At 74.3% G+C, this 23,628-nt stretch carries 21 protein-coding genes and 1 riboswitch; of the genes, 9 read left to right on the forward strand and 12 right to left on the reverse strand.

Annotated features, from left to right (window positions below; genetic code table 11):
* Positions 1-64: 64 nt before the first annotated feature.
* Positions 65-697, forward strand: coding sequence for a sulfite oxidase-like oxidoreductase (locus ACFYPN_RS01570; protein WP_358758086.1), 633 nt, complete (start codon positions 65-67; stop codon positions 695-697).
* A gap of 69 nt (positions 698-766) precedes the next feature.
* Here the strand turns inward: ACFYPN_RS01570 and ACFYPN_RS01575 are convergent, their stop codons facing one another.
* The 5 genes from ACFYPN_RS01575 to thiO all read right to left on the reverse strand — a co-directional run bounded on the left by ACFYPN_RS01575 (position 767) and on the right by thiO (position 6,054).
* Positions 767-1,630: a deoxyribonuclease IV gene (locus tag ACFYPN_RS01575; protein ID WP_358758130.1), complete on the reverse strand. Its 864-nt coding sequence runs from the start codon at positions 1,628-1,630 to the stop codon at positions 767-769.
* Between the two features lie 14 nt (positions 1,631-1,644).
* The gene (pknB, locus tag ACFYPN_RS01580) at positions 1,645-3,639 is read right to left on the reverse strand and encodes a Stk1 family PASTA domain-containing Ser/Thr kinase (protein WP_389296412.1); all 1,995 of its coding nucleotides are present in this window, start codon (positions 3,637-3,639) and stop codon (positions 1,645-1,647) included.
* A gap of 110 nt (positions 3,640-3,749) precedes the next feature.
* On the reverse strand, positions 3,750-4,544 hold the full coding sequence (locus tag ACFYPN_RS01585) for a thiazole synthase (protein WP_358758090.1): 795 nt from the start codon (positions 4,542-4,544) through the stop codon (positions 3,750-3,752).
* A 2-nt stretch (positions 4,545-4,546) separates the two neighbouring features.
* Entirely contained in the window at positions 4,547-4,813 is a 267-nt protein-coding gene (gene thiS / locus ACFYPN_RS01590; protein WP_389296413.1) for a sulfur carrier protein ThiS, read from the reverse strand.
* Entirely contained in the window at positions 4,810-6,054 is a 1,245-nt protein-coding gene (gene thiO / locus ACFYPN_RS01595; RefSeq protein WP_389296414.1) for a glycine oxidase ThiO, read from the reverse strand. Before thiO ends, thiS begins: the two co-directional genes overlap by 4 nt.
* A riboswitch (TPP riboswitch) is annotated at positions 6,052-6,163 on the reverse strand. It overlaps the preceding gene by 3 nt.
* Positions 6,164-6,267: 104 nt before the next feature.
* Here thiO and ACFYPN_RS01600 point away from each other — a divergent pair.
* From ACFYPN_RS01600 to ACFYPN_RS01620, 5 genes are all read left to right on the forward strand, one after another.
* A complete protein-coding gene (locus ACFYPN_RS01600) occupies positions 6,268-7,509 on the forward strand; it encodes an NAD(P)/FAD-dependent oxidoreductase (RefSeq protein WP_389296415.1) in 1,242 nt (413 codons plus the stop codon).
* A 134-nt stretch (positions 7,510-7,643) separates the two neighbouring features.
* Complete coding sequence (locus tag ACFYPN_RS01605; protein WP_358758097.1) at positions 7,644-8,009, forward strand: Rv2175c family DNA-binding protein; 366 nt, start codon at positions 7,644-7,646, stop codon at positions 8,007-8,009.
* 78 nt (positions 8,010-8,087) lie between these two features.
* Positions 8,088-8,732 carry a thiamine phosphate synthase gene (gene thiE / locus ACFYPN_RS01610; protein ID WP_389296416.1) on the forward strand — a complete coding sequence of 215 codons (645 nt, stop codon included), beginning with the start codon at positions 8,088-8,090 and terminating at the stop codon, positions 8,730-8,732.
* Between the two features lie 117 nt (positions 8,733-8,849).
* Complete coding sequence (gene metF / locus ACFYPN_RS01615) at positions 8,850-9,767, forward strand: methylenetetrahydrofolate reductase [NAD(P)H] (protein WP_389296417.1); 918 nt, start codon at positions 8,850-8,852, stop codon at positions 9,765-9,767.
* Positions 9,768-9,819: 52 nt separating this feature from the next.
* A complete protein-coding gene (locus ACFYPN_RS01620; protein WP_389296418.1) occupies positions 9,820-10,788 on the forward strand; it encodes a hypothetical protein in 969 nt (322 codons plus the stop codon).
* 114 nt (positions 10,789-10,902) lie between these two features.
* On the opposite strand, the gene ACFYPN_RS01625 is transcribed toward ACFYPN_RS01620, so the two are convergent.
* The 5 genes from ACFYPN_RS01625 to ACFYPN_RS01645 form a co-directional block, all read right to left on the reverse strand.
* Entirely contained in the window at positions 10,903-12,420 is a 1,518-nt protein-coding gene (locus ACFYPN_RS01625; RefSeq protein ID WP_389296419.1) for a phytoene desaturase family protein, read from the reverse strand.
* Positions 12,421-12,539: 119 nt separating this feature from the next.
* On the reverse strand, positions 12,540-13,157 hold the full coding sequence (locus ACFYPN_RS01630) for a DUF4126 domain-containing protein (RefSeq protein ID WP_358758106.1): 618 nt from the start codon (positions 13,155-13,157) through the stop codon (positions 12,540-12,542).
* 445 nt (positions 13,158-13,602) lie between these two features.
* Positions 13,603-14,214 (reverse strand): TetR/AcrR family transcriptional regulator, encoded by a 612-nt coding sequence (locus tag ACFYPN_RS01635; protein WP_358758107.1) that lies wholly within the window; start codon positions 14,212-14,214, stop codon positions 13,603-13,605.
* Positions 14,215-14,266: 52 nt separating this feature from the next.
* Complete coding sequence (locus ACFYPN_RS01640) at positions 14,267-16,396, reverse strand: YhgE/Pip family protein (RefSeq protein WP_389296420.1); 2,130 nt, start codon at positions 16,394-16,396, stop codon at positions 14,267-14,269.
* Positions 16,368-17,228: an ATP-binding cassette domain-containing protein gene (locus tag ACFYPN_RS01645; protein ID WP_389296421.1), complete on the reverse strand. Its 861-nt coding sequence runs from the start codon at positions 17,226-17,228 to the stop codon at positions 16,368-16,370. The genes ACFYPN_RS01640 and ACFYPN_RS01645 overlap by 29 nt, the downstream gene beginning before the upstream one ends.
* 176 nt (positions 17,229-17,404) lie before the next feature.
* Between ACFYPN_RS01645 and ACFYPN_RS01650 the strand changes: the two genes are divergently transcribed.
* The 3 genes from ACFYPN_RS01650 (at position 17,405) to ACFYPN_RS01660 (ending at position 19,520) form a co-directional block, all read left to right on the forward strand.
* A complete protein-coding gene (locus ACFYPN_RS01650) occupies positions 17,405-17,932 on the forward strand; it encodes an SAV_6107 family HEPN domain-containing protein (RefSeq protein ID WP_389296422.1) in 528 nt (175 codons plus the stop codon).
* A gap of 134 nt (positions 17,933-18,066) precedes the next feature.
* Positions 18,067-18,825 (forward strand): methyltransferase, encoded by a 759-nt coding sequence (locus ACFYPN_RS01655; RefSeq protein WP_358758114.1) that lies wholly within the window; start codon positions 18,067-18,069, stop codon positions 18,823-18,825.
* Between the two features lie 302 nt (positions 18,826-19,127).
* Positions 19,128-19,520: a DUF3040 domain-containing protein gene (locus ACFYPN_RS01660; RefSeq protein WP_358758116.1), complete on the forward strand. Its 393-nt coding sequence runs from the start codon at positions 19,128-19,130 to the stop codon at positions 19,518-19,520.
* A 299-nt stretch (positions 19,521-19,819) separates the two neighbouring features.
* On the opposite strand, the gene ACFYPN_RS01665 is transcribed toward ACFYPN_RS01660, so the two are convergent.
* Both ACFYPN_RS01665 and ACFYPN_RS01670 read right to left on the reverse strand, forming a co-directional pair.
* On the reverse strand, positions 19,820-22,240 hold the full coding sequence (locus tag ACFYPN_RS01665; RefSeq protein ID WP_358761036.1) for a DUF3488 and transglutaminase-like domain-containing protein: 2,421 nt from the start codon (positions 22,238-22,240) through the stop codon (positions 19,820-19,822).
* A complete protein-coding gene (locus ACFYPN_RS01670) occupies positions 22,237-23,601 on the reverse strand; it encodes a DUF58 domain-containing protein (protein WP_389296423.1) in 1,365 nt (454 codons plus the stop codon). Before ACFYPN_RS01670 ends, ACFYPN_RS01665 begins: the two co-directional genes overlap by 4 nt.
* Positions 23,602-23,628: the final 27 nt, after the last annotated feature.

Below are 23,628 nucleotides of genomic sequence, written 5' to 3' on the forward strand. Positions count from 1 at the left end.
CGAGTTGCCCCAATTGCCTCGTCTCTGGTCATCACCACCCCTGCCTGTCTGTCACCATGGAGGCATGGGTCAGCCGGAGAGCGAGGGGTACCGCGCGGCGGGGCAGTCCGAGCTTCCGCCGGGCCAGCGACTGCAACGCGGGTGGCCGGTGACCCACTACGGTCCCGTACCCAAGTTCCGTCCCGAACGCTGGGAATTCCGGGTCTTCGGAGCCACCGCCGACGGCGGGAAGCGCTGCTGGAACCACGAGGAGTTCTCGGAACTCCCGTTCTCCTCGGTCGTGGCCGATCTGCACTGCGTGACCAAATTCAGCATGCTGGGCTCCGAATGGGGTGGCGTGCCCGCCTCGGTCGTCCTCGGTCTCGCCCCGCCCGCCGACGACGTCACCCATGTGATGGTGTGGGCCGAGTACGGCTTCTCCTCGAACCTCCGGCTCGCCGACTTCGCCTCGGAGCACACCCTCTTCGCCACCCACAAGGACGGCGAACTCCTCACCGCCGAGCACGGCTTCCCACTGCGCCTGGTCGTCCCGCACCTGTACGCCTGGAAGGGCCCGAAGTGGGTCCGGGGCGTCGAGTACATGACGGCCGACCGCCGCGGCTTCTGGGAGGAGCGCGGCTACCACAACATCGGCGACCCGTGGAGCGAGCAGCGCTACTCCTACCAGGAGAAACCCGGGGACGGCCCCGAACTCTGAGCCCCGGACTCCGACCCCCCCGGACTCCGGGCCCCGACTCCGGGCCGCCGGGTCCGGTCGCGGCCGGGTTCAGGAACCGGCGGAGTCCCGCAGCTCCTTCAGCCGCGCCACGTCCGCCGCGTTCCCCTCTTTCCCGCCCGGCGTCTCGATGATCAGCGGCACCCCGGCCGTCGCCGGGTGGGTGAAGATCTCCCGGAACGGCTCCACGCCGATGTGGCCCGCGCCGATGTTCTCGTGCCGGTCCTTGTGGGCGCCGACCACGTCCTTGGAATCGTTGGCGTGGATCAGCTTCAGCCGCCCCTCGCCGACCGTCTCCACCAGCAGGTCCAGGGTCTGCCGCATCCCGGACGGGCCGGCCAGGTCGTGGCCCGCCGCGTAGATGTGGCAGGTGTCCAGGCAGACACCCAGCTTGGGGTGGGAGTCCAGCGCCTCGAAGTACGGGCCGAAGTCCCAGGTGCGCGAACAGAGCGAGAACCCCTGCCCGGCGGTGGACTCCAGCAGGAGATCGGGATCGTCGTCGTGGGTCAGCTCGTCCAGCAGCGGGAGCAGGTGGGTGCGCACCTGCGCCAGCGCCACCTCCCGGGGCCGGCCGCCCGTCGCCGAGCCGGTGTGGACGACGACGCCCAGCGCGCCGATCTCGCGCGCCCGGCGCAACGAGTGCCGCAGGGAATCCACGGACCTCTCCACCGTCGCCCCGGTGTGCGAGCCGAAGTTGATCAGGTACGGGGCGTGCACGTACACCGGCATGCCCCGGGCCTCGCACTCCTTGCGGAACAGCTCGTCCTGGTCGGGCTTCCGGGCCGGGGTGGCCCAGCCGCGCGGGTTCGCCACGAAGATCTGGATGGCCTCGGCCGCCAGTTCGTCGGCGTGGCCGAGGCCGGTCTTCACCAGCCCGCCGGCCACCGGGACGTGTCCGCCCACCGGGTTGCGCACAGGATTGCGCACGGTCACAGTCCCTTGGTCCTGATGGTGATGGCCGATCCCTCGGCCGCCCGGCCGCCGCCGTCGACGGACTGGCTCGCGACGGTGTCGCTGAAGGAGAGGAACGGCCGGTCGACCTCGACCTCGAACCCGGCGTCCTCCAGGATCTCCCGCGCCTCGTCCACGTCCTTGCCGGTGACGTCCGGTACCTCGATCATCCGGGGGCCCTTGGAGACGGTGAGCTGGACGGTGTCCCCCTCGGCCGCCTCGGCGCCGGGGTCCGGCGTCTGCTCGGCGACGTCGCCCGCCACCTCGGAGGAGTTGATCCGGCCCGGCCGTACCTCGGCCTTCAGCCCCTCCTCGTCCAGGGCGTCGGTGGCGTCCTCCACGGAGAGCCCGGAGACGTCCGGTACCTCAACCGGGGAGCCCTTGCTCACGACCAGCGCCACGGCGGAGTCGGGGTGACGCTCCTCGCCCGCGCCGGGGTCCGTACGGACCACCTCGCCGCGCCCGACGTCGTCGCTGAACTCCCTGGTCACCATGCCCGGTGCCAGGCCGGCCTCCTTCAGCGCCCGGCGCGCGTCGGTCAGTGAGGTACCCGCCACATCGGGCACCTTCACGATCTCCGGGCCGCGCGAGACGACCAGCTTCACCGACTCGTTGCCCCGGACCCGGTCGCCGGGCGCGGGGTCGGTGCTGATCACGGAGCCCCGGTCGACCGTGTCGCTGTAGGCCTTGGCGACGGACTTCACATCGAGCCCGGCGTCACCCAGCCGCTTCTCGGCGGCCTCCTGCGTCTGGCCGAGGAGCGAGGGGACCTGGGTGAACTGGCCCGAATTGATGTACCAGACGCCGCCCCCGGCCAGCAGTACCAGCACCAGGGCGGTGATCACGGCGTAGACCCCGCGGCGCGGGGTGCCGCCGGAGCGTCCCGTCCGTGCGGACCGCCGGGGCCGGCCGGGCGCGACCGAGGCGGAGGCGGTGGCGGGCATCTCCAGCCGGCTGGTCCGGTGGGTGGTGCCCCGGTCCTCGGCCACCGCGCGCGGCAGCACGCTCGTACGGTCCTCCGCACCGGAGACACCGGAGACACCGGAGACACCGGAGACACCTGAGGGGTCGGCCGCACCGGCGCTCGCCGGGGGGAGCGCCTGCGGCGGTACCGCGTCCAGCTCCGCGTCGCTGAGGAGGGCCCGCGCTTCGAGGGTCGCGGCGAGCAGCACCACCGCGTCCTGCGCGCGGACCCGGGCGTCGCGCGCGGTGGCCGCCGCCACCAGCGCGTCCAGCGCCGGGGAGAGCCCGGGGACGGTGGCGGACGGCGGCGGGACGTCCTGATGGAGGTGCTGGTAGATGATCTGCGCGGCGTTCTCGCCCGTGTACGGCTTGGTGCCGGTCAGCATCTCGTACAGCACGACACCGCAGGCGTACACGTCCGAGCGGGTGTCCGCCGTGCCGTGCTCGATCTGCTCCGGGGCGAGGTAGGACACCGTGCCCAGCAGGGAGCCGGTGGTGTCGGTGGCGGTGCCGACCGCGCGGACGAGCCCGAAGTCGGCGACCTTCACCCAGCCGTCGTCCCCTATCAGGACGTTCTCCGGCTTCATGTCGCGGTGCACGAACCCGGCCCGGTGCGCGGCGCCCAGCGCGGCCAGCACCGGCTCCAGGATGTCGAGCGCGGCACGCGGCTGGAGGGCCCCGCGGTCCCGCAGCACCTCACGGAGCGTGTAGCCCGCGACGTACTCCATGGCGAGGTAGACGTAGGCGCCCTCGGCGCCCTGGTCGAAGACGGACACCACGTTGGGGTGCGCGAGGCGTGCCACCGACTTCGCCTCACGGATGAAGCGTTCGACGAAGGAGACGTCCGCGGCGAGCGCGGGGTGCATCACCTTGAGGGCGAGCACCCGGTCGAGCCGGATGTCCACGGCCCGGTAGACCGTGGCCATCCCGCCCACCGCGATGCGTGCCTCGACGCGGTAGCGGCCGTCGAGCAGCCGTCCGAGCAGCGGGTCCTGGAGGGTGGTGTCCACCGGACGAGTCTACGAGGCGCCGCCGGCGCCCCGGGCGCCCCGGAGCGGGCCCGGGGCCGTATCGCAGCCGAGCCGTGACAACCGGGGTCCGCGTTCCCCGCGCCGGAGGGTCAGAACGCCGGGCGCTCCGGGTCCAGGACCGCGCGTCCCGCCACCGGGGAGGAGGCCTCGGCGAAGTGGCGGCGGGGGATGCGGCCCGCCCGCCGGGCGAGACGCCCGCCGTCCACCGCGTGCCGCATCGCCGACGCCATCAGCTCCGGCTCCTGCGCCCGGGTCACCGCCGAGGCGAGCATCACGGCCGCGCACCCCAGTTCCATCGCCAGTGCCGCGTCCGAGGCGGTGCCCGCCCCGGCGTCCAGGATCACCGGGACCCCGGCCCGCTCCACGATCAGCTCGAAGTTGTGCGGGTTGCGGATACCGAGACCGGAGCCGATGGGGGAGCCGAGCGGCATGACCGCCGCGCAGCCCACGTCCTCCAGCTTCCGCGCGAGGACCGGGTCGTCGTTGGTGTAGGGGAGCACGGTGAACCCGTCGTCGACGAGGATCTCCGCCGCGTCCAGCAGCTCGACCGGGTCCGGCAGCAGGGTCCGCTCGTCGGCCACCACCTCCAGCTTGACCCACTCCGTACCGAGGGCCTCGCGGGCCAGCCGGGCGGTCAGCACCGCCTCACCCGCGGTGAAGCAGCCCGCCGTGTTGGGCAGTACCCGGATGGAGAGGCGCTCCAGCACGGAGAGGACCGAACCCCGCACGGTCGGGTCCAGCCTCCGCATCGCGACGGTGGTCAGCTCGGTGCCGGAGGCGATGAGCGCCCGCTCCAGCACGTCCAGGCTGGGGGCGCCGCCGGTGCCCATGATCAGCCGGGAAGAGAACTCCAGTCCGCCCAGGCGGAAGAGGTCGTCGGACATGGTCAGCCTCCCTGTACGGCGGTGAGGACCTCGACGCGGTCGCCCCCGGCGAGGGCGGTGGTGTGCCAGGCCGAGCGCGGCACCACACTCTCGTTGACGGCGGCGGCGACCCCCGAGGACGCGCGGGTCAGGGACGCCACGAGGGTGCCCAGGGTGGTCCCGGGCGGGAGCTCGCGCGGGTCACCGTTGACGGAGACGGGCACTCTGGCCGTCGGGGCGGTCAGGCCGGTCGGATCGGTCAGGTCGGTCGGGACGGCCGGATCGGTCATGCGTACTGCTCCTCGCGTGCGGGGGCGACGGGGGTGGTGAAGCGGCCCGGCGCGAACGGGCGGGCCACCTCGGGCAGTTCGCCGGTGGTCAGCGCGTGCGCCATGGCGTCGCCGGTGACGGGGGTCAGCAGCACCCCGTTGCGGTGGTGGCCGGTGGCGACCAGCAGCCCCGGCAGGGCGGTCGGGCCGAGCACCGGCGCGTTGTCCGGGGTGGCGGGACGCAGCCCGGCCAGGGTCTCGGTGAGCGGCAGCTCGGTGATGCCCGGCACCAGCTCGTGGGCGTCGCGCAGCAGCTCGTACACCCCGCCGGCCGTCACCGTGGTGTCCCAGCCCATCTCCTCGCTCGTCGCACCGACGACCAGCTCGCCGTTCTCGCGCGGGACGAGGTACAGGTCCTGACCCCGCACCACCGCGCGCACCGTCCGGCTGAGGAAGGGGGCGTACGCACGCGGCACGGTCAGCCGCAGCACCTGGCCCTTCACCGGGCGCACCGGCGGGGCGACGCCCTCCGGCAGCCCCGCGAGCCGGCCGCTGAGGCTGCCGGCGGCCAGCACGACCTGGCCGGCCGAGACCGCGGTGCCGTCCGCGAGCAGCGCCCCGGCCGCCCGGCCGCGCGCGACCTCCAGCCGCTCGCAGGGGCTGCGGTGGAAGACCACCCCGGCCCGCTCGCAGGCCGTCAGCAGCGCGGTCGCCAGCCGGCGCGGGTCGACCTGATGGTCGCCGTCGACCCGCAGCCCGCCCCGCACACCCGGCGCCAGCATCGGTTCCAGCCGCCGGCACTCGCGCCCCGACAGCCACTGCGAGTCGAGCCCGGACCGCTCCTGGAGGGCGTGCAGTTCGCGCAGGTGCGCCCGGTCGTCGGAGTCGAGCGCCACCGCGAGGGTGCCGCAGGCGCGGAAGCCGGTGTCCCGGCCGCTCGCCGCCTCCAGCTCCGCCACGAAATCCGGGTAGCGGGCGGCGGAGGCGAGGTTGAGCCCGAGCAGCATCTGCTCGCCGTAGTGGAGTTCGGTGACGGCGGCCAGCATCCCGGCCGCGACCCGCGCGGCCCCGCCGCCCGGTTCCGGATCGGCGACCGCCGTCCGCAGTCCCGCCTGCGCCGCCCGCCAGGCGGTGACCAGGCCGATGATGCCGCCCCCGACGACGAGCACGTCGTACGCGGGCCCCCGGCGGCCCGCGTCTCCCGTGCCCCCGCCCGTGGTGCCCCCGCTCGCGGCGGAGGACGATTCCTGTGATGCACGCATGGGTGTCCAGCCCCTCCCTTCGCCGGCATGACCCGGATCAGGTTCGTACGGTCGGAGGCCGCCAGCCTCCCTCTCAGCCCGGTTCGTCCGGGCTCCCGCGAGTGTCTTCGCGCAGCCACCCTAGACCCCGCCGCCCGCGCGGTACGAAGGAGCCGCCGCGGAGGGCACCGGACCCCGTGACGTGATGGAGCGTCAGGTGCTTAGGGTGGGTACGTGAGCGAAGAGAGCGACCAGCGGGCGCCGGAGCACGGCGTCGTCATCGTCGGAGCGGGCATGGCGGGCGTGCGGACCGCCGTGGCACTGCGGGACGAGGGGTACACCGGGCCCGTCACCCTGATCGGCGCGGAGCCCCACCAGCCCTACGACCGGCCGCCGCTCTCCAAGGCCGTCCTGCTCGGCACCGCCGAACACTCCGCGTTCGGCATCGACTTCAAGGCGCTCGACGTCCGTCTGCGCCTCGGGCTCCCCGTGGACGGCCTGCGCCCCGCCGACCGGGAGGTGGACACCCCGGACGGCCCGGTGCCGTACGACGTGCTGGTCCTCGCGACCGGGGCCGAACCGCTGACGCTGCCCGGCTCCGAAGGGGTTCCCGGCGTCCACCTGCTGCGCACCCTGGACGACGCCGAGCGGCTGCGGCCCGTCCTCGCCGGGCGCCACGACGTCGTCGTGGTCGGCGCGGGCTGGATCGGCGCCGAGTTCGCCACCGCCGCCCGTGCGGCCGGCTGCGCGGTCACCGTCGTGGAGGCCGCCGCCCGCCCGCTCGCCGGGGTGCTGCCCGCCGAGGTCACCGCACCCATGGCCGACTGGTACGCGCACGCCGGTGCCACGCTCCTCACCGGCGCCCGGGTCGACCGCGTCGAACCCGGCGCCGTGATCCTGGCCGACGGACGCCGGCTCCCGGCCGGCGCGGTGGTCGTCGGCATCGGCGCCCGCCCCGCCAGCGGCTGGCTCGCCGGCTCGGGCGTCGCGCTCGGCCCGGACGGATCGGTCATCGCGGACGCCGCCCTGCGCACCTCCGCGCCCGGGGTGTACGCGGTCGGGGACTGCGCCTCGTACCCCTCCGCGCGCTACGGCGCACGTCTCCTGGTCCACCACTGGGACAACGCGCTCCAGGGCCCGCGCACCGTCGCGGCGGGCATCGCACGGACGGGAGGGGCAAAGGCCGCAGAACCGGAGCCGTACGACCCGGTGCCGTACTTCTGGTCCGAGCAGTTCGGCCGCTTCGTCCAGTACGCCGGGCACCACGCGGACGCCGACACCCTGCTGTGGCGCGGCGACCCCGCCGACGAGGAGTGGACCGTGCTCTGGCTGCGCGACGGCGCGCTCGTCGCCCTGCTGGCGGTCGGCCGTCCGCGCGATCTCACCCAGGGGCGCAAGCTCGTCACCTCCGGCCGGACCCTCGACCCCGAGCGGGCCGCCGACCCGGCCGTACCCCTGAAGTCCGCCGTCCGCTGAGCCCCGGCGCGGGGTCGTGCGCGCCCGGCCGGGCCGCTCCGAACCCGGGCGCGACCTGCGGGGACGCCCTGCGACGTGGTCCGTACGGTCGGCCCGGCTTCCAGCTGTCGGTCCCAGATGGCACGCTTGTCCTCGTGAACCGGATTGACGCAAAGATCGATGCTCTCGTCCCCGCCTGGCTCCACCTCCCCGACATCGCGGAACTCCTCGACGTCGAGGTGACGCGCGTGCGGCAGCTGGTCAAGGAAGGCCAGCTGATCGCGGTGCGCCGCGGTGAGAACCGGACGCTCCAGGTGCCTGCCGCCTTCATCGACGGCGACAAGGTGGTCAAGGGCCTCGCGGGGACCCTGACCCTCCTGAGGGACGACGGCTATTCCGACGAAGAGATGCTGGAGTGGCTCTTCACCCCCGACCCGAGCCTGCCCGGCACCCCCGCGCAGGCGCTGAGCGAGAATCGCGGGACGGAGGTGAAGCGCCGCGCCCAGGCGCTCGCCGTCTGACCGAGACGACCGCACACGTGGTCGCGGGCCGTGCTTCCCGCGGCCCGCGACCACGTGACCCACCTGGGGGGAACCTTGATGCCCACGCCGCGCCACCTGCTCACCGACGCCCGTCTCTACCTCTGCACGGACGCCCGCAGGCGCCAGGGGGACCTCCCCGAATTCCTCGACGCGGTGCTCGGCTCCGGAGTGGACATCGTCCAGTTGCGCGACAAGGGCATGGAAGCCGCGGAGGAGCTGGAGCACCTCCAGGTGTTCCGGGACGCCTGCGCCCGCCACGGCACACTCCTCGCCGTCAACGACCGCGCCGACATCGCCCACGCCTCCGGCGCCGACGTGCTCCACCTCGGCCAGGGCGACCTGCCGGTCCCCGCGGCCCGCGCGATCATCGGCGAGCCTCCGCTGATCGGCCGCTCCACCCACGCCGAGTCCGAAGTGGACGCGGCCGTCGCACAGCCCGGCGTCGACTACTTCTGCACCGGCCCCTGCTGGCCCACCCCGACCAAGCCCGGCCGCCACGCGCCCGGCCTCGGTCTGGTGCGGTACGCCGCCTCCCTCGGCGGGCACCGCCCGTGGTTCGCCATCGGCGGCATCGACGCGGGCAATCTCGACGAGGTGCTGGACGCCGGGGCCCGGCGCGTCGTGGTGGTCCGCGCGCTCACCGAGGCCGACGACCCGGCCGCGGCCGCCGCCGGCCTGGCGAAGCGGATCCGCGAGCGCTGACACCCGCCCGGCCGGGTGTCCCGGCGGGCTGTCCGAGGCGTGGACGGTATTCACTGCAATACGGACAAATATCCCGCTCTGGTTGGGTGACGGCCGGTCCCTGGTTAACCTCGCGGTATGGCCCTTGGCACCTCCTCCACCCGGACGGACCGCGCACGCACCGTGCGCGACCTGCTCGCGTCCGGCAAGACGTCGTACTCCTTCGAGTTCTGGGCACCCAAGACCGAGAAGGGCGAGCGCAACCTCTGGAACGCGTTGCGCCGGGTCGAGGCCGTGGGGCCCAGCTTCGTCTCCGTGACGTACGGAGCCGGGGGCACCACCCGGGCGGGCACGGTCCGGGCGACCCAGCAGATCGCCGCCGACAGCACCCTCACCCCCGTCGCGCACCTCACCGCGGTCAACCACTCCGTCGCGGAGCTGCGCAACATGATCGGCCAGTACGCCGACGCGGGGATCAGGAACATCCTCGCCGTGCGCGGAGACCCGCCGGGCGACCCGATGGGCGAGTGGGTCGAGCACCCGGAGGGCGTGCGGTACGCCGCCGACCTGGTGCGGCTCATCAAGGAGTCGGGCGATTTCTGCGTGGGGGTCGCCGCGTTCCCCGAAATGCACCCGCGGTCGTCCGACTGGGAAACGGACACCCGTCACTTCGTGGACAAGTGCAGGGCCGGGGCCGACTACGCCATCACCCAGATGTTCTTCGAACCCGGCGACTACCTCCGGATGCGTGATCGTGTGGTCGCCGCGGGTTGCGACACCCCCATCATTCCGGAGGTCATGCCGGTCACCAGCGTCAGACAGCTCGAAAGATTCCCCCAGCTGAGCAACGCGGCAGTGCCCAGGGCCCTCGAAGAGCGCATCCACGCGGTCAGGGACGATCCCGCGGCTGTACGCTCCATTGGCATCGAGTTCGCAACGGAGTTCTGCGCGGAGCTGCTGTCCGAAGGTGTGCCCGGATTGCACTTCATCACGCTCAACAACTCGACGGCAACGCTCGAAATCTACGAAAATCTCGGACTGCACAAGCAGTCGTGACCGGCCGTACCCGCCACCGATCCGGCGGCGGTGGCCGTAGAAGGGGGCGGGCGTGGGCTGGACGGTCCTCTACATCGCTTTCGGCGTGGTGGCGTTGTGGCTGCTGGGGGAAGTGCTTCTGCAGTACAAGGCACGGCTGCGCTGGAGGCTCCTCGCCTTCTCCGGATTCCTCTGCGTGGTGCTCGGCGTCCTGATCCCGTCCGTGCTGGTCATCGCACTCGGCGCGATCGCGTTCGCGGTGGGTCAGACCTACGTGACGCTCTCCTTCCGGCGGGGCTTCTCCACCGGCTGGGCCATCGGGGGCAGCCCCGGGGCCAGCCGCCGTCGCCGCGGCCGCGGGCCCTCCGTCAACGAGGAGCCCGTCCTCGAAGTCTCCGGCCTGGAGTACGAGGAACCGGCCGCACCCGCGCAGGACGACCCGGCCGCCGTGTACGAGCCGCAGCCGATGCCGGAGGAGACCGGCCAGTACGGCGTGTACAGCCCGAGCCCGTACGCGCAGCCGGGCGGCGACCAGGGGTACGAGGAGCAGCGCCACCCGCGGGAGCAGCAACCGGCCGGCGCCCAGCCCCAGTACGCCGCCCACGACCCGTACAGCGGCTACGGCGAGCCCGCGCAGAACTCCTCGTACGACGGCGGCTACGCCTACGGCACCGACCAGCACAGCTACGCGGCGTACTCCGACCCGTACATCGGCGCCGGCGGCACGGCTGCTCCGCCGTACGCGTCCTACGACGCCTACGGCAACGGCAACGGCAATGGTTACGACGCGGGGTCGGGCGGCGGTTACGACGCTTACCCGAACCAGCAGCAGTACACCGAGCCGTACGCCGCCCCGCAGTACGGCGCCGACACCCCGCCGGGCGGCGTCTGGGTGCCGCAGCAGCGGGAGGGCGAGCAGCACGCCCAGGGCGCGCCCGCTCCGCACGGGAGCAACTATCCGGCCGGTGACGACGGTTACGGCAACGGCAACGGCAACGGCAACGGTTACGACACGGGGCAGAACGAGCAGTACCGCTACTGACCCGCTGTTCCCGCGCGTCCCCTCCCGGGAGGGGACGCGCCCTCATCGCGAGCCTTCGCGGCCGTCGCTCACCGCGAGACCTCGGAGCCGTCGCTCACCGCCTGAACCCACGGCTCACCGCGAGCCCTTGAAGTCGTCGCCCTCCACGATCAGCCCGGCGACCAGGGCGCCCGACATCCCCGCGTGCGCCGGACCGCCGCCCGGGTGCGACCAGCCGCCCGCCAGGTAGAGCCCCGGCAGCCGGGTGCGGTTGGCGGCGTGCAGCCGGGCGCCGGCCGCTCCCGCCAACGCGGGCGGCGGCACCGAACCGCCGGCCGCCCCCGTCTGCGCCTCCGTCTCGGCGGGGGTGCGCACCTCGGTGTCGAGGATCCGGCCGCGCAGTCCGGGGACCGCCTTCCCGGCGGCGGCGATCACCGTCGCGGCGTACCGCTCGCGCAGTTCCGGGCCGGTCCAGTCCACCGGGCCGTGCGGGGCGACCGTGGCCACCAGCGTCACCGCCTCATGGTCCTCGTCCGGCCGGGTCGCCGGGTCGTCCGGCCGCAGCACGGTGACCGTGGGCGCCTCGGCGAGTCGCCCCGCGAAGAGTGCCGCCTGCTCCGCCGCGCCGTCCGGGGCGTGCACCACGGTCCGGTGCGGGGCCCCGGCATCCCGGCCGCCGCGCAGCGAGAGCATCACCACGAAGCGGCCCGGCAGTGGCCCCGCCCCGGGGTGCGGCTGCACCGGCACGTCCCCGTCCGCCCCCAGGGCCGTACCCGGCACCAGGTCCGGACGGCGCTGTACGCCCAGCACCACGTGGTCGGCCCCGGCCGGCGTCCCGTCCGCCAGCTCCACCCCGGCCGCCCGGCCGTCCTTCTCGACGACCCGGACCACCTCCGCGCCGAACATGAACTCCACCCGCCGCGCCAGGCACCGCTCGTACAGCGCGTCGGCCAGCGCCCGCATCCCGCCCGTCACGTACCAGGTGCCGAAGGTCTCCTCCATGTACGGCAGCAGGGCGGCGCTCGCCGGTGCCTCACGCGGGTCGAGGCCGTACGCCAGGGCATACCCGTCGAGCAGGGCGGCCAGCCGGGGATCGGCCAGCTCCCACGCCCCGACCTCGGCCGGAGTGGTGGCCCGACGGACCCCGCGCAGCAGCCGGCGCGTCCGGACGGCCGGGTACGGGTCACGGCCCAGCACCTGCCAGTCCTCTCGCAGCGGCTCCTCCAGCAGCGGCCGGCGCGAGCGGTCCCAGGCGTCCCGGGCCCGGTCGAGGAACTCGCCCCACCGTGCTCCCGCGCCCCCGCCGAGCGCCCCGTCGAGGGCCGCGACCACCCCGGCCCGGGAGGCGTGGGGGAGCGAGACCCGGGTGCCGTCGGCGAAGACGTGGTGGCTCGCCGGATCGACCTGGGTCAGCGTCACCCGCTGCTCCAGGGGCTCCTTGCCGGTCTTGACGAAGAGGTCGCGCTGCACGGCCGGCAGGTGCAGCAGGGCCGGACCGGTGTCAAAGACGAAGCCGTCCCGCTCGTGCCGCCCGAGGGAGCCGCCGTACGTGTCCGACCGCTCGTACACCGTCACCCGGTGGCCTGCCACCGCGAGCCGGGCGGCCGCCGCCATGGCGCCCGTCCCGGCGCCGATCACCGCAATTCGTGCCATGCCGGTGACCTTATCGACCACCGGCGGGCGCCCGGGCGCCAGGTGGCGCCGCCCGGGGCCGGGGCGGCCGGGCCCTCCGTCGTAAGGCCCCCGGTAAGGCCCGCCAGTCGTACGGTCCGTCAGTCGTAAGGCCAGCGGCGGCCGGTTCCGGCCAACTCCCGCTCCTGCCGCCGCTGCGCCCGGCGGCGGAGGTAGCGGCGGATGCGGGAGGCGAGCAGGAGGAGCGCCACCAGGCCGAGCACCAGCAGCACCGCCGCGACGGAGGCAGCCGCCACCGGATGGAATATCGCGAAGGTGATGATCCCCGCCACGCCGAGGTCCTCCGCCGTGCTGACCACCACGTTGGAGAACGGCTCGGGGGAGGAGTTGACCGCCATGCGGGTACCGGCCTTGACCAGATGGCTCAGCAGCGCCGTCGAACCGCCGACCGCCCCCGCCGCCAGCTGCGGCAGCGAACCGGAGTCGCCCGCCAGCAGCGCGGCGACGACCGCTCCGGAGGCCGGTCTGACCACGGTGTGCACCGCGTCCCAGGCGGTGTCGAGATACGGGACCTTGTCCGCCACCGCCTCCAGCAGGAAGAGCAGCGCGGCCACGGCGAGGACGTCGGGGCGCTGCAGGGACGCGGGGACCTCGTCGGTGAGGCCGGTCGCGCCGAAGACGCCGAGGAGGAGGACCACCGCGTACGCGTTGATCCCGCTCGCCCAGCCGCTCGTGAAAACCAAGGGGAGTACGGACACGGAGGCGATCGTAGTCAGCCGGCGACGGCTGCGGGTGAGCTCTCGCACACAGGGCTGAGTACGCGTACCCAGTGCGCCGGATGAGTAGCTGAGCGGATGGGCCGCCACCTGCCCGGACGGAAGAGTGGGGGCATGGAAGGGGCACGGTGCGCGGACCGCCGGCACGGGGCGGCGGACGGTCCGTGCCTCCGACAGAACGGGGGCGCACGACGGAGGAGCCGGGGGCCACGGGGGACCGGGGCCACGGGGGAAGGCTCCTCCGGCAGTACGCGGGACGTCGGTCCGGTGGGGTTCGAGGGGGATCGAACTCCGCCGGACCGGCGTCTTTTTCCGTGGCGGTCGTGCTTCCGTGCCTCCCGGCCGGCGGTCCGCGGGGGGCGAGTCACGAGGCGCGAGCCGCGGGCTCGTGGTCTTCAGGCTGCCGTCCGCTGTCCGTCGCCCGCCGTCAGCGCCCGCTGACCCGGCCGTGGAGCAGCAGCGACAGCGCCGAGTGGACCTCGTCGAGCGACCGCTCGGGCTGGAACGCCTTCCAGTCCAGGGCCGCCACCAGCACCATCCCGACCAGCGCGGCGGCGGTCAGCGGGACGTCGATCTCCGGACTGAGCTCGCCGTTCTCCACACCCGCCCGCAGCTCGCCCTCCACCACGGCGACCGCCTCCTGGCGCACCACCAGGAGGGTCGACTGCCAGGCCCGGTTGGTGCGCCAGAGCTCGGCCACGTACAGCTGGGTGAAGGCGGGGTAGCGGTCGATGAAGGCCAGCCCCGCCCGGATCATCGCGTCCAGCGCGGCCACCCGGGTCCCGCCGCGGCCGGCGGTCTCCTCGGCCGCCGCCCGCAGCGCTGCGCTCAGCAGGCCCACGCCGTGCCGCAGCAGCTCCTCGAAGAGCTCGGTCTTGCTCTTGAAGTTGTAGTACACCGTGCCCTTGGCCACTCCGGCCCGCTCGGCGATCTCGTCCACCGTGGTCGCCGAGAATCCCTTCTCGGCGATGAGGGTCACGGCCGCCTCGTAGAGCTTCTGCCGGGTGGCCTGGCGGCGAGTGGTGCCACTGCTTTCCATGAGGTCGATTCTCACAGGTCCACCGGCGCTCCGAGCCCGTCCGCCCCGGGCTTCACAGACTCAGCTCCGGGTGCAGCCGTTCCAGCGTCCACACCTGCTTGCTGCGGGCGGTGAAGGCGGTCAGCGCGAGGGCCCCGGCCGTGAAGGCGGCCAGGACCGCGCAGCCCAGCCAGACGGGCCCGGACCCGCCGCCGGTGATCAGCCGGCGCAACGCGTCGACGACGTAGCTCATCGGCAGCCAGGGGTGGAGAGCCTGGAAGAAGCCGGGGCTGGTCCGGACGGGGTAGGTACCGCCGGCCGAGGTCAGCTGGAGCATCAGCAGCGCCAGCACCAGAATCCGCCCGGCAGCTCCGAACCGGGCGTTCAGCCACTGCACGATCGCGGCGAAGCAGCAGGTCACCAGGGCGAGGAAACCGATCGTGGCCACCGGACGCGCCATCTCCAGACCCAGCCCCCAGTGCAGTACGGACATCAGCGCGGCGACCTGGAGCAGGCCGATCGCGGCCACCGGCAGCCAGCCCGCGAACGCGGTCCGACGGGCGGAGGCGCCCGCTGCGAGCGCGCGCCGGTTCAGCGGCTGCATCAGCATGTACGCCACCATCGCCCCGACCCAGAGGGAGAGCGGGATGAAGTAGGGGGCGAAGCCGGTGCCGTAGTTCGGAGCAGCGTGCAGGGACGAGGACGCGAGGCGGACCGGGTCGGCCATGACACCGGTACGCGCGTCACGGTCGTCCTCGTCGTAGTCCGGAATCCGGCCGACCCCGTCGTTCAGGCCGTCGGCGAGGGTGGTGGAGCCGTCGCTCAGCCGGTGCAGCCCGCTGTCCAGGCCGGTGGCGCCGGACGCGAGCTCCCCGACACCGGTGTTCAGCGCGGTGGCCCCGGACTTCGCCGTCGAGAGCCCGGTGTGCAGGGTCCCGGCGCCTTCGGCGACCCGCTGCGCACCCGCGTTGAGGGAGTTGACCTTCGCCACGGCCGATTCCAGGTCGTCGCCGAGCGTCGGCGCGTGCTCCGCGAGGTCCTCCGCCCGCTGCTGCAGGACCGTCAGCCGGGTACGCAGTGCGGCGAGATCGCCGTCCTCGTCCTTCACCAGTGCGCCCACGTCGTCGGCGACCCGTGCGACCTCGGCCGCCGCCGTCACCGCCTTCTCCAGAGGGGCACAGACGGCGGGGTCCGGCACCGGCGGGTCCTCGCACCGCTGGGTGTGCACGGCGGCGAGATCACCGGCGGCGGTCTGCGCGGCGGTGGCCGCGACGGGCGCCGCCTTCACCAGCCCGTCGAGGTTCTCCCGCACGGTGTGCGAGGCGTCGGCGACCAGCCGGGCGGTGTCGCCGATGGATTTGCCGTCGTCCCGGAGGAACGGGCGGACGTCGGCCGCGAGCCCGTTGACCTCGTCGGCGAGGAGCTGCGTGCCGTCGGCCACCTGCCGCGATCCGGTCCGCAGATCGGCGGAGCCCTGGTCGAGTGCGGTGATGCCGTCGGAGAGCCGCTGGCTGCCGGCCTTGCTCTCCCCGAGCCCCTCGGCGAGGTCCTTCGAACCCTTCTCGGCCTTCGCGATGCCGCTCTGCAGGTCGTCGGCTCCGGAGGCGGCTTTCGCCGTCGCGTCGTGGAGATCCGAGAAGTCGACGAAGATCCGGTCGAGGAAGCCGCGCGATGCCTCGGTCGACGCGGCGGCGCGGATCTCGGAGAACACCGTCCGCGAGATCTGGCCGACGATGTAGTTGTTGGCGTCGTTGGTGCGCACCTGGAGGGCGCCCGTCTCGGGGGAGTCGCCACCACTCGACGCGATCCGCCGACTGAGGTCCGCGGGCAGGGTGAGCGAGAGGTAGTACGTACCGTCCTCGACACCCCGGCGGGCCTCGGCGGCGTCCACCCGGTGCCACTCGAAGGTCTTGGAGTCCAGCAGCTTTCCGGTGAGTTCGTCACCGGCGGCGAGCCGGTCACCGCTCGTACCGCCGTCCCCGGCCCCCTCACCCCCCTTCTCCCCGGGGAGCCGTGCCCCCTTGTCCTCGTTGACCAGGGCCACGGGAATCCGGTCCAGGTGCCCGTACGGGTCCCAGAAGGACCAGAGGTAGAGCGCCCCGTACAACAGGGGCAGCAGCAGGAGCGCGGCGAGCGCCGCGCGCGGCAGCCTCCCCCGGCCGAAGCGCCTCAGTTCAAGCCCGGCCAGTCCGGTCGCGCGCATCGCCGGCCTCCTTCCCGTCGGTGTGGATGCCGGTGCCGGCGTGGGTGTCCGGGCGGGCTTCGGTGTCCGGGCCGGTGCGGGTGGTGGTGTCCGTGGCGGTGTCGTCCGCGCCTGTGCCCGCGTCCGGGCCGGTACGTACGGTCCGCACGCCCCCAGGGGCCTCGGCGCAGACCGCGAGCACGGTCGTGCCCCCGGCGGCGACCGCGCGCAGCAGCTCCCAGGCCGCCGCCCGGCCCGCCGTGTCGAGGCCGAGGTCCGTGTCGTCCACCGCGAGCAGCCGCGGTTCGTCCAGCAGGGCGAGTGCGACGGAGAGCCGCAGCGCGTCCAGGCGTTCCAGGTCCCGTGCCCGGGTCCGCCCGGCCCTCGGCAGAGCGCTGAGGTCGAGCCCGGCGGCGTTCACCACCTGGCCGATCCGCTCGCCCACCGCGGCTCGCTCCCGGCGCGGACGGAGCAGCGCCCGGACGGGGCCGGTGTACCGGTTCCGGAGCAGGGCGCGTTCCCGCAGGTGTTCGGCGACGGTCAGGGCGGGGTCGAGTTCGCTGACGCCCTGGACCGGTCCGAGCGCGGTGATGCGCCGGACCGCCGCGAGCCGTCCCGGAAGCGGGTGGCCGCCGGTGCTCGCCCGGCCCTCCGTCGTCCGCATCCGGCCGGTGAGGGCCAGCAGCAGCGAGGTACGGCCGGAACCCGAAGGACCCTCCAGAGCGGTGAGCGTGCCGGGCGGGGCGTCGAACTCCACGCCCCGGAACGCCCATCCGCGCGACCCCCGCAGCCCGAGCCCCCGTACCTCGACGGCCGCCCCGCACGGGGCGGCCGCCGGCTCTTCGTCTGCCATCGCTCCCCCTGTGGTGAACCCACTTTTGGACTGACTGGTCAGTGCAAAAACGTAGCCGGAACTCAGGCGTGAAGCAAAAGACCAGGTCAACGGGGGCTTGAACAGCATTGTCAGTGGTACCCGCCACCATGGACACACACGGCCATCGAGCCGTCACAGACGACAGGAGGATCGTCATGGCCAGCTCGTCCGCAGCTGCCGCCCCGCGGCGCCGCGCAGGCAGCCCTGCCCCCTCACCGACCGGACCGCCCGACGACGTGCACCCCGTCGCGCGCCGGGCCGGAGCCCCGCCTGCCGCCCTCGATCTCCTCGCCAAGGCCCACGCCGGCCTGACCGAGGCCGCCGTCCTCGACGTCCCCAACGAGCGCTATGCCACCGCGCACCTCGCGGCCCTGCGCGCGGCCGCCGCCGTGCTCGCCGCCCGTGGCCGCCCCGAAACCACCAAGCGCCACCGCGAGCGCATCCGCAGCGCGTGGGAGGTGCTCCCCGAGACAGCGCCGGAGCTCACCGAGTGGAGCGCACTCTTCGCCTCCGGCGCCGAGCGCCGGGCCCGGGCCGAGGCGGGCCTCCCCGGTGCGGCGAGCCGGCGCGACGCCGACGACCTGCTGCGCGACGTGGCGATGTTCCTGCGTCTGGTGGAGCGGCTGCTCAGGCTCCACCCCTCCCTCCCGCAGCCCAGGAGGGGCCGCCCCGGCGCGGGGTGACGGCGCTCCCGGAGGGCGGGGCGCGGGGTGGCGGAGCGGGAGGTGCGAGGCAATAGGGTGGGGGCGCACCCGCACCACCTGCACCGTTCACGCTCCGCCGCCCGCAGCGGCGCCGTGCCGAGGAGTCATCTGCCGTGTCGGACCAGCCGCGCCCCCGCGCCTCCCTCCGTACCGCCGTGGTCTGGGAGGTCCTCAAGGGCGCCCTCGACCGCCAGGTGAAGGCGACCGGCAGCGACAGCCTGGAGGTTCTGGACACCGGAGGCGGCACCGGCAACTTCGCGGTCCCCGCCGCCCGGCTGGGCCACCGCGTCACCGTCGTCGACCCCAGCCCCGACGCCCTCTTCGCGCTGGAGCGCCGGGCCGACGAGGCCGGCGTCGCCGACCGGGTCCGCGGGGTCCAGGGCGACATCCTCGGACTCTTCGACGTGGTGGAGCGCGGCACCTTCGACGCGGTGCTCTGCCACGGAGTCCTGGAGTACGTGGACGAGCCGGCCGAAGGGGTACGGAACGCGGTCGAGGCGCTCCGCCCCTCCGGCGCGCTCAGCCTGCTCGCCGCGGGCTCGGGCGGCGCCGTACTGGCCCGCGCCCTCGCCGGTCACTTCGCGGAGGCCGGCCGGGCGCTCACCGACCCGGCCGGACGCTGGGGCGACGGCGACCCGGTGCCCCGCAGGTTCACCGCCGACCAGCTCTCCGGCCTGATCCGCGACGCGGGCCTCGACGTGACCTCGGTGCACGGGGTGCGGGTCTTCGCGGACCTCGTCCCCGGTGTGCTGGTGGACACCGAGCCCGGCGCGATGGAGGCTCTGCTGAAGCTGGAGGCCGCCGCCGCCGAGCTGCCCGCCTTCCACTCGGTCGCCACCCAGCTGCACGTCCTGGGGGAGCGCCGGGCCTGACGGCGGTCCGCCGGGGAACACCGGGTGGCGGGGGAGCGGCTGATCGGCGCCGCGGGGGACGGACCCGGTGGGCATCCCCTCTCGCTCCGGGCCCCCGATCCGGGCCCGGGCCCCGTATGATCGGGTGACAGGATCCGGCATGACGGATCGGCCGTCGGGGAATCAACGCTCCAAGGGCCGAACCGACATGGCGGTACGGACTGGCTGCTGGCTGGTGGGCGGGTTTCCCGGGGGCGAATCCCTGCCTATCCTGGAAGGGCCGCTTACCGGTCGCCCCCGCGGCCGACGACGAGGAGGACTCCGTGCCGCTCTCGGAGCACGAGCAGCGCATGCTCGAGCAGATGGAGCGAGCGCTGTACGCCGAAGATCCCAAGTTCGCGACAGCGCTTGAGGGAAGCGGGCTGCGTACGTACACCCGGCGACGGGTCTACCAGGCGGTCGCTGGGTTTCTGGTGGGTATCGCGCTCCTCATGGCCGGAATGGTCGCCAAGCAGATCTGGATCAGCGTGGTCGGGTTCCTCGTCATGCTGGGCTGCGCCGTACTCGCGGTCACCGGCTGGCGCAGGGCGCCCAAGCCCGGAGAACAGCCGCAGCGCGGCACCCCGGCTGCCGCGCGTGGGCCCAGACAGCGCCGTTCGGTGATGAACCGCATCGAGCAACGGTGGCAGCGCCGTCGCGACGAACAGGGCCAGTGAAACGGTGAGACTTCTCCCGCCCGGTGAGCCGGGCGGGACCGGTACGACGTAACAGCGCACGAGGTACGACGTACGGCTGAGGGGCGGGACGCGCGAAGCGTCCCGCCCCTCAGCCGTACGTCGGGGTCGTTGTCCTCAGGGCCCCGGGTCGTGGCCGTGCACCGCCCGCCCCAAGCTGTGCACGGCCCGATCCGCTCCCGGCCGCAGCCGGGAGCGGGCGTCGATGCCTCCGGGCGAGACCGCCTCGAACCCCGGCCGCCTCGAACCCCGGCCGCCTCACACCCCGGCCGCTCCCATGCTCAGCCCCGGGACCGGGTCGGGCGGAGGGACCGGCCCGCCGCCCCCATCCGCTCCGAGAACCGTTTGGCCAGCGCCGTCCGGCGTTCCGAGACCGCCCACATCACCCGGACGGCCGAGCGGGGAGCGAGCGCGGCGCGGAACCGGGCGAACCGGTTCGCCCGCCCGGCAAGCGCCGCCCGGACGGTCACCGCGTCCTCGGAGAGACGGACCGGCTGCTGTGGCCGGGGCGCGTAGAGCACCAGCTCCACGGCTCCCGCCACCCGGTGCAGCGCCGCCGCCGGCTCACCCTCCAGCTCGCCCAGCCGCACGATGCGGTCGGCCGCCCTGCGCGGGGTCAGCGCGTCGTCCGGGAGGATGCCGTGGTCCCAGGCCGTGTCCGTGATCTCCCGCCAGACCGCCAGCGTCCTCGCCGCCGCGTCCGCGGGCGTCCGGCCGCCCGACCCGTGCAGCCGCCGGCTCCGCGTCCGGGTCCGCCACAGCCACGGCGAGAGGAGGAGCAGCAGGACCACCGCCACCCCGGCCACCTTCAGGGCCACCAGGGCCGCCGTGACCAGCGGGCCGAAGGGGTGATCCGGCTCGGCGCCGCCTCCTGCGGCCGCCGCTGCCGAGGCCCCGCACTCGCCCTCCCGGCGCCCCTGCGCCGGGCAGCTCTCCGACGCGGACGGGGCGGCCGAGGGCTGTGCCGAGGCCGAAGCGGTCGGCGCGGCCGACTCGTCCGCGGCCCCGGCCGGCGCGTCCGCCACCGTGTACGAGGGCACCGTGCCGCGCGTCGGGGTCGGCTCGAACCGGGTCCATCCCACGCCCTCGAAGTACAGCTCGGGCCAGGCGTGGGCGTCCCGCAGTCCCACCGAGACCGACCCGTCCGCCTGCGTCGTGCCCGGCGTGAAGCCCACCGCGACCCGGGCCGGGATGCCCAGCGTCCGCGCCATCGCCGCCATCGCGAACGAGAAGTGCACGCAGAAACCGCGCCGGTCCTTGAGGAACCGCGAGATCGCCGACACCCCGGTGCCCGAACTCACCGCGGTGTCGTAGGTGAACCCTCCGCTCAGCGCGAACCAGTCCTGCAGCGCCACGGCCTGCTCGTAGTGGTTGGCCGAGCCCTCCGTGACCTGCCGGGCGGTCTCCGCCACCACGTCCGGCAGGGATGTCGGCACCTCGGTGTACTCCAGGGTCAGCTCCTTCGGAGGCAGTCCGGCCGCCGCGAGCTGCGCCGCCGTCGGTTCCACCATCAGACTGCTGACCCGGTACCGCTTCCCGCCCGTCGTCTGGCCTCCGTCGCCGATGAGGGTGCGCCCCTCCGGCTCGTACCGCCACCGGCCGTCGACGCGGACCTTCGTCGCCGGATACGGCATCGGCAGGTAGTCCTGCCGGTAACCGGCGGACGCGGTGATCTCCGAGGAGACCTCCTTGGCGGCGATGTCCGGCCCGAGACCCGCGGGCTGCGGAAGCCGGTCGGGTACGTCTTGCAGCGCGCGCTTCGACGGCAGCCACTCGCTTCCGGTGAACCGGTCGAGGGAGAGGATGCGCAGGTACGTGCCCTGCGGGGCACCGTCACCGGCGCGGTAGGTCAGCACCTCCCGGTTCTCCGACTGGTTGAGGTTGTCCTGGAGGGAGACCAGCGGGTTCACCGCCGAGATGGTGCCCCCGCCGCCCCGCCCGCTGCCCGAGCCGAGGCCGTCCAGCAGCCCGCCGCCGAGCGCGGGCAGCGCGAAGGACACCACCAGCGTGACCCCCAGCGCCGCCGCCCCGATCCGGCGCCCGGTCCGCACCGGGGACTTCACCTTCGGCCACACCCCGGCACCGGACGGGGGACCGCCCCGCGCCGGGCCGCCGAAGAGCCGCCCCCACTGGGCGGCACGGTCCCGTCCCTCGGCCAGCAGGAGCAGCAGATAACCCGTCGCCGCGAGCGCGAACCACCATCGGCTCGCCCCGCCGTCGGACAGCCCCGCCGCCACGGAGTACAGCGCGAGCAGCGGAAGCCCGGCCGGCGCGGCGGCGCGCCATGTCACCGCCAGCACGTCGACCAGCAGCCCGATCAGCAGGACCCCGCCGACCAGCAGCAGCCGGATGCCGTCCGTCATGGGAGCGGGGATCGCGTACCTGCTGACGTCCTCCGTGCCCGCCGTCAGCAGGTCGCCCAGCCACTGGACGGCCTGCGGACCGGGGAGTACCCCGAGAACCGCCCGCGCGCGGGCGAACGCAGCCGTCAGCAGCACCAGGGTGACCAGCACCTGCACGCCGACGGCCGCCGTGCGCGCCGGGACGAACCGCCGCGCCAGCGCGCCCGCCGCGCTCTGCACCGCGAGCAGCAGCGCGGCCTCGAAGATCCACGTCCAGGGGTCGACCAGGGGCAGCAGCGCCCCCGCCGCCAGCAGTGTCGCCACCCACGCGCACAGGGCGAGCCGCACCGGACCGCTCATGACCATCCTCCGGAGAAACCTGTCGCAGCGCCGCCACCGGCGGGCTGGGTGTCACCGGGCTGCCCTGCCTGCTGCCACACCCGGGAGAGGTCCACGCCGGGCGGCACCGGCACCGCGGTCCAGCCCGCCTCACGCAGCAGCCGCAGCCGCTCCTCGAACGGGATCGCCGGAGCCTGCCCCGGGCCCGGCGCCCACTCCTCGCCGTCCAGGACGAACGCGACGGCCGCACCGCAGCGCCGCCGCATGGCCGCCGCGACCGCCACCTGCTCCTCGTCGAGGTCGCCCAGGAAGGCGAGCAGCAGCCCCTCCCGGCCGCACCGCAGCACGTCGTGCGCGCCGGTCAGTCCGCTGCCGTCGGAGTGATCGACGACCGCGAGGGTGTCCAGCACCAGCCCGGCCGCCTCCGCGGACTCGTGGGCGGAGCCGGAAGAACCGGAGAATCCGTCACCGCCGTCACCGGGCACGGCCCCGCCCTCGTCCGTCAGCAGCCGGACCGCGAAGCCCCGCTCCACCAGGTGGGCCAGCGCGGAGGCCGCCGCCGACACCGCCCACTCGAACGCCGAGTCGGGTCCGGCACCCCGGAAGGCCGCCCGCCGGGTGTCCAGCAGCACCGAGGCCCGAGCCCGCTGGGGCTGCTCCTCGCGGCGCACCATCAGCTCGCCGTAGCGGGCGGTGGAGCGCCAGTGGACCCGGCGCAGGTCGTCCCCGTGCCGGTAACCGCGCGGCAGCACGTCGTCCTCGCCCGCCTGGGCGAGCGAGCGCTGGCGCCCGTCACCGTAGCCGGAGGCCGCGCCGGTCAGCCGGAGCGGCGGCAGCGCCTGGGTACGGGGGATCACCACCAGGGTGTCGTGGGCACTGAAGGAGCGGGTCAGCTCGCACATCCCGAACGGATCGGCGAGCCGCAGCTGCAACGGCCCCAGCGGATACCGCCCGCGCAGGTCCGACCGGACCCGGTAGGAGACCTCCCGCCGCCCGCCGGGCTCCACCCGGTCCAGCACGAACCGGGGCCTCGGGCCGAGCACGTACGGAACCCGGTCCTGCAGCATCAGCAGTCCGGAGGGCAGCCGGGAGGCGTTCTCCACCCGCAGGTGCACCCGCGCCTCCGAGCCCGCGGGCACCCGCGAGGGCGACAGCCGGCGGGTGCCGACCACCCGGTAGCGGGTGCGGTGGAGCGCGGTGACGCAGACGAGCGGCAGCACGGCGAGCAGCAGACCGACCCGCAGCAGGTCGGCCTGGCCCAGGACGAAGGCGCAGACCGCGGCGGCTATCCCGGCGGCCAGGAAGGAACGGCCCCGGGTGGTCAGCCCGCCCAGCGCCGCCCGCAAGGTGCCTCTGCCGCCGTCGGCCTCGTCGCCGGCCATCCCGCCACGGGGCCCGGGACCCCGGTG

Origin of the sequence: Streptomyces sp. NPDC005576 (genome assembly GCF_042871745.1) — a bacterium.
Lineage (GTDB): Bacteria > Actinomycetota > Actinomycetes > Streptomycetales > Streptomycetaceae > Streptomyces.

Coding starts and splice junctions, on each gene's coding strand:
- ACFYPN_RS01570 (WP_358758086.1), top strand. CDS start 65: ATGGGTCAGCCGGAGAGCGAGGGGTACCGCGCGGCGGGGCAGTCCGAG.
- ACFYPN_RS01585 (WP_358758090.1), bottom strand. CDS start 4,544: ATGTCCGACGACCTCTTCCGCCTGGGCGGACTGGAGTTCTCTTCCCGG.
- thiS (WP_389296413.1), bottom strand. CDS start 4,813: ATGACCGATCCGGCCGTCCCGACCGACCTGACCGATCCGACCGGCCTG.
- thiO (WP_389296414.1), bottom strand. CDS start 6,054: ATGCGTGCATCACAGGAATCGTCCTCCGCCGCGAGCGGGGGCACCACG.
- thiE (WP_389296416.1), top strand. CDS start 8,088: ATGCCCACGCCGCGCCACCTGCTCACCGACGCCCGTCTCTACCTCTGC.
- metF (WP_389296417.1), top strand. CDS start 8,850: ATGGCCCTTGGCACCTCCTCCACCCGGACGGACCGCGCACGCACCGTG.
- ACFYPN_RS01625 (WP_389296419.1), bottom strand. CDS start 12,420: ATGGCACGAATTGCGGTGATCGGCGCCGGGACGGGCGCCATGGCGGCG.
- ACFYPN_RS01635 (WP_358758107.1), bottom strand. CDS start 14,214: ATGGAAAGCAGTGGCACCACTCGCCGCCAGGCCACCCGGCAGAAGCTC.
- ACFYPN_RS01640 (WP_389296420.1), bottom strand. CDS start 16,396: ATGCGCGCGACCGGACTGGCCGGGCTTGAACTGAGGCGCTTCGGCCGG.
- ACFYPN_RS01645 (WP_389296421.1), bottom strand. CDS start 17,228: ATGGCAGACGAAGAGCCGGCGGCCGCCCCGTGCGGGGCGGCCGTCGAG.
- ACFYPN_RS01650 (WP_389296422.1), top strand. CDS start 17,405: ATGGCCAGCTCGTCCGCAGCTGCCGCCCCGCGGCGCCGCGCAGGCAGC.
- ACFYPN_RS01665 (WP_358761036.1), bottom strand. CDS start 22,240: ATGAGCGGTCCGGTGCGGCTCGCCCTGTGCGCGTGGGTGGCGACACTG.
- ACFYPN_RS01670 (WP_389296423.1), bottom strand. CDS start 23,601: ATGGCCGGCGACGAGGCCGACGGCGGCAGAGGCACCTTGCGGGCGGCG.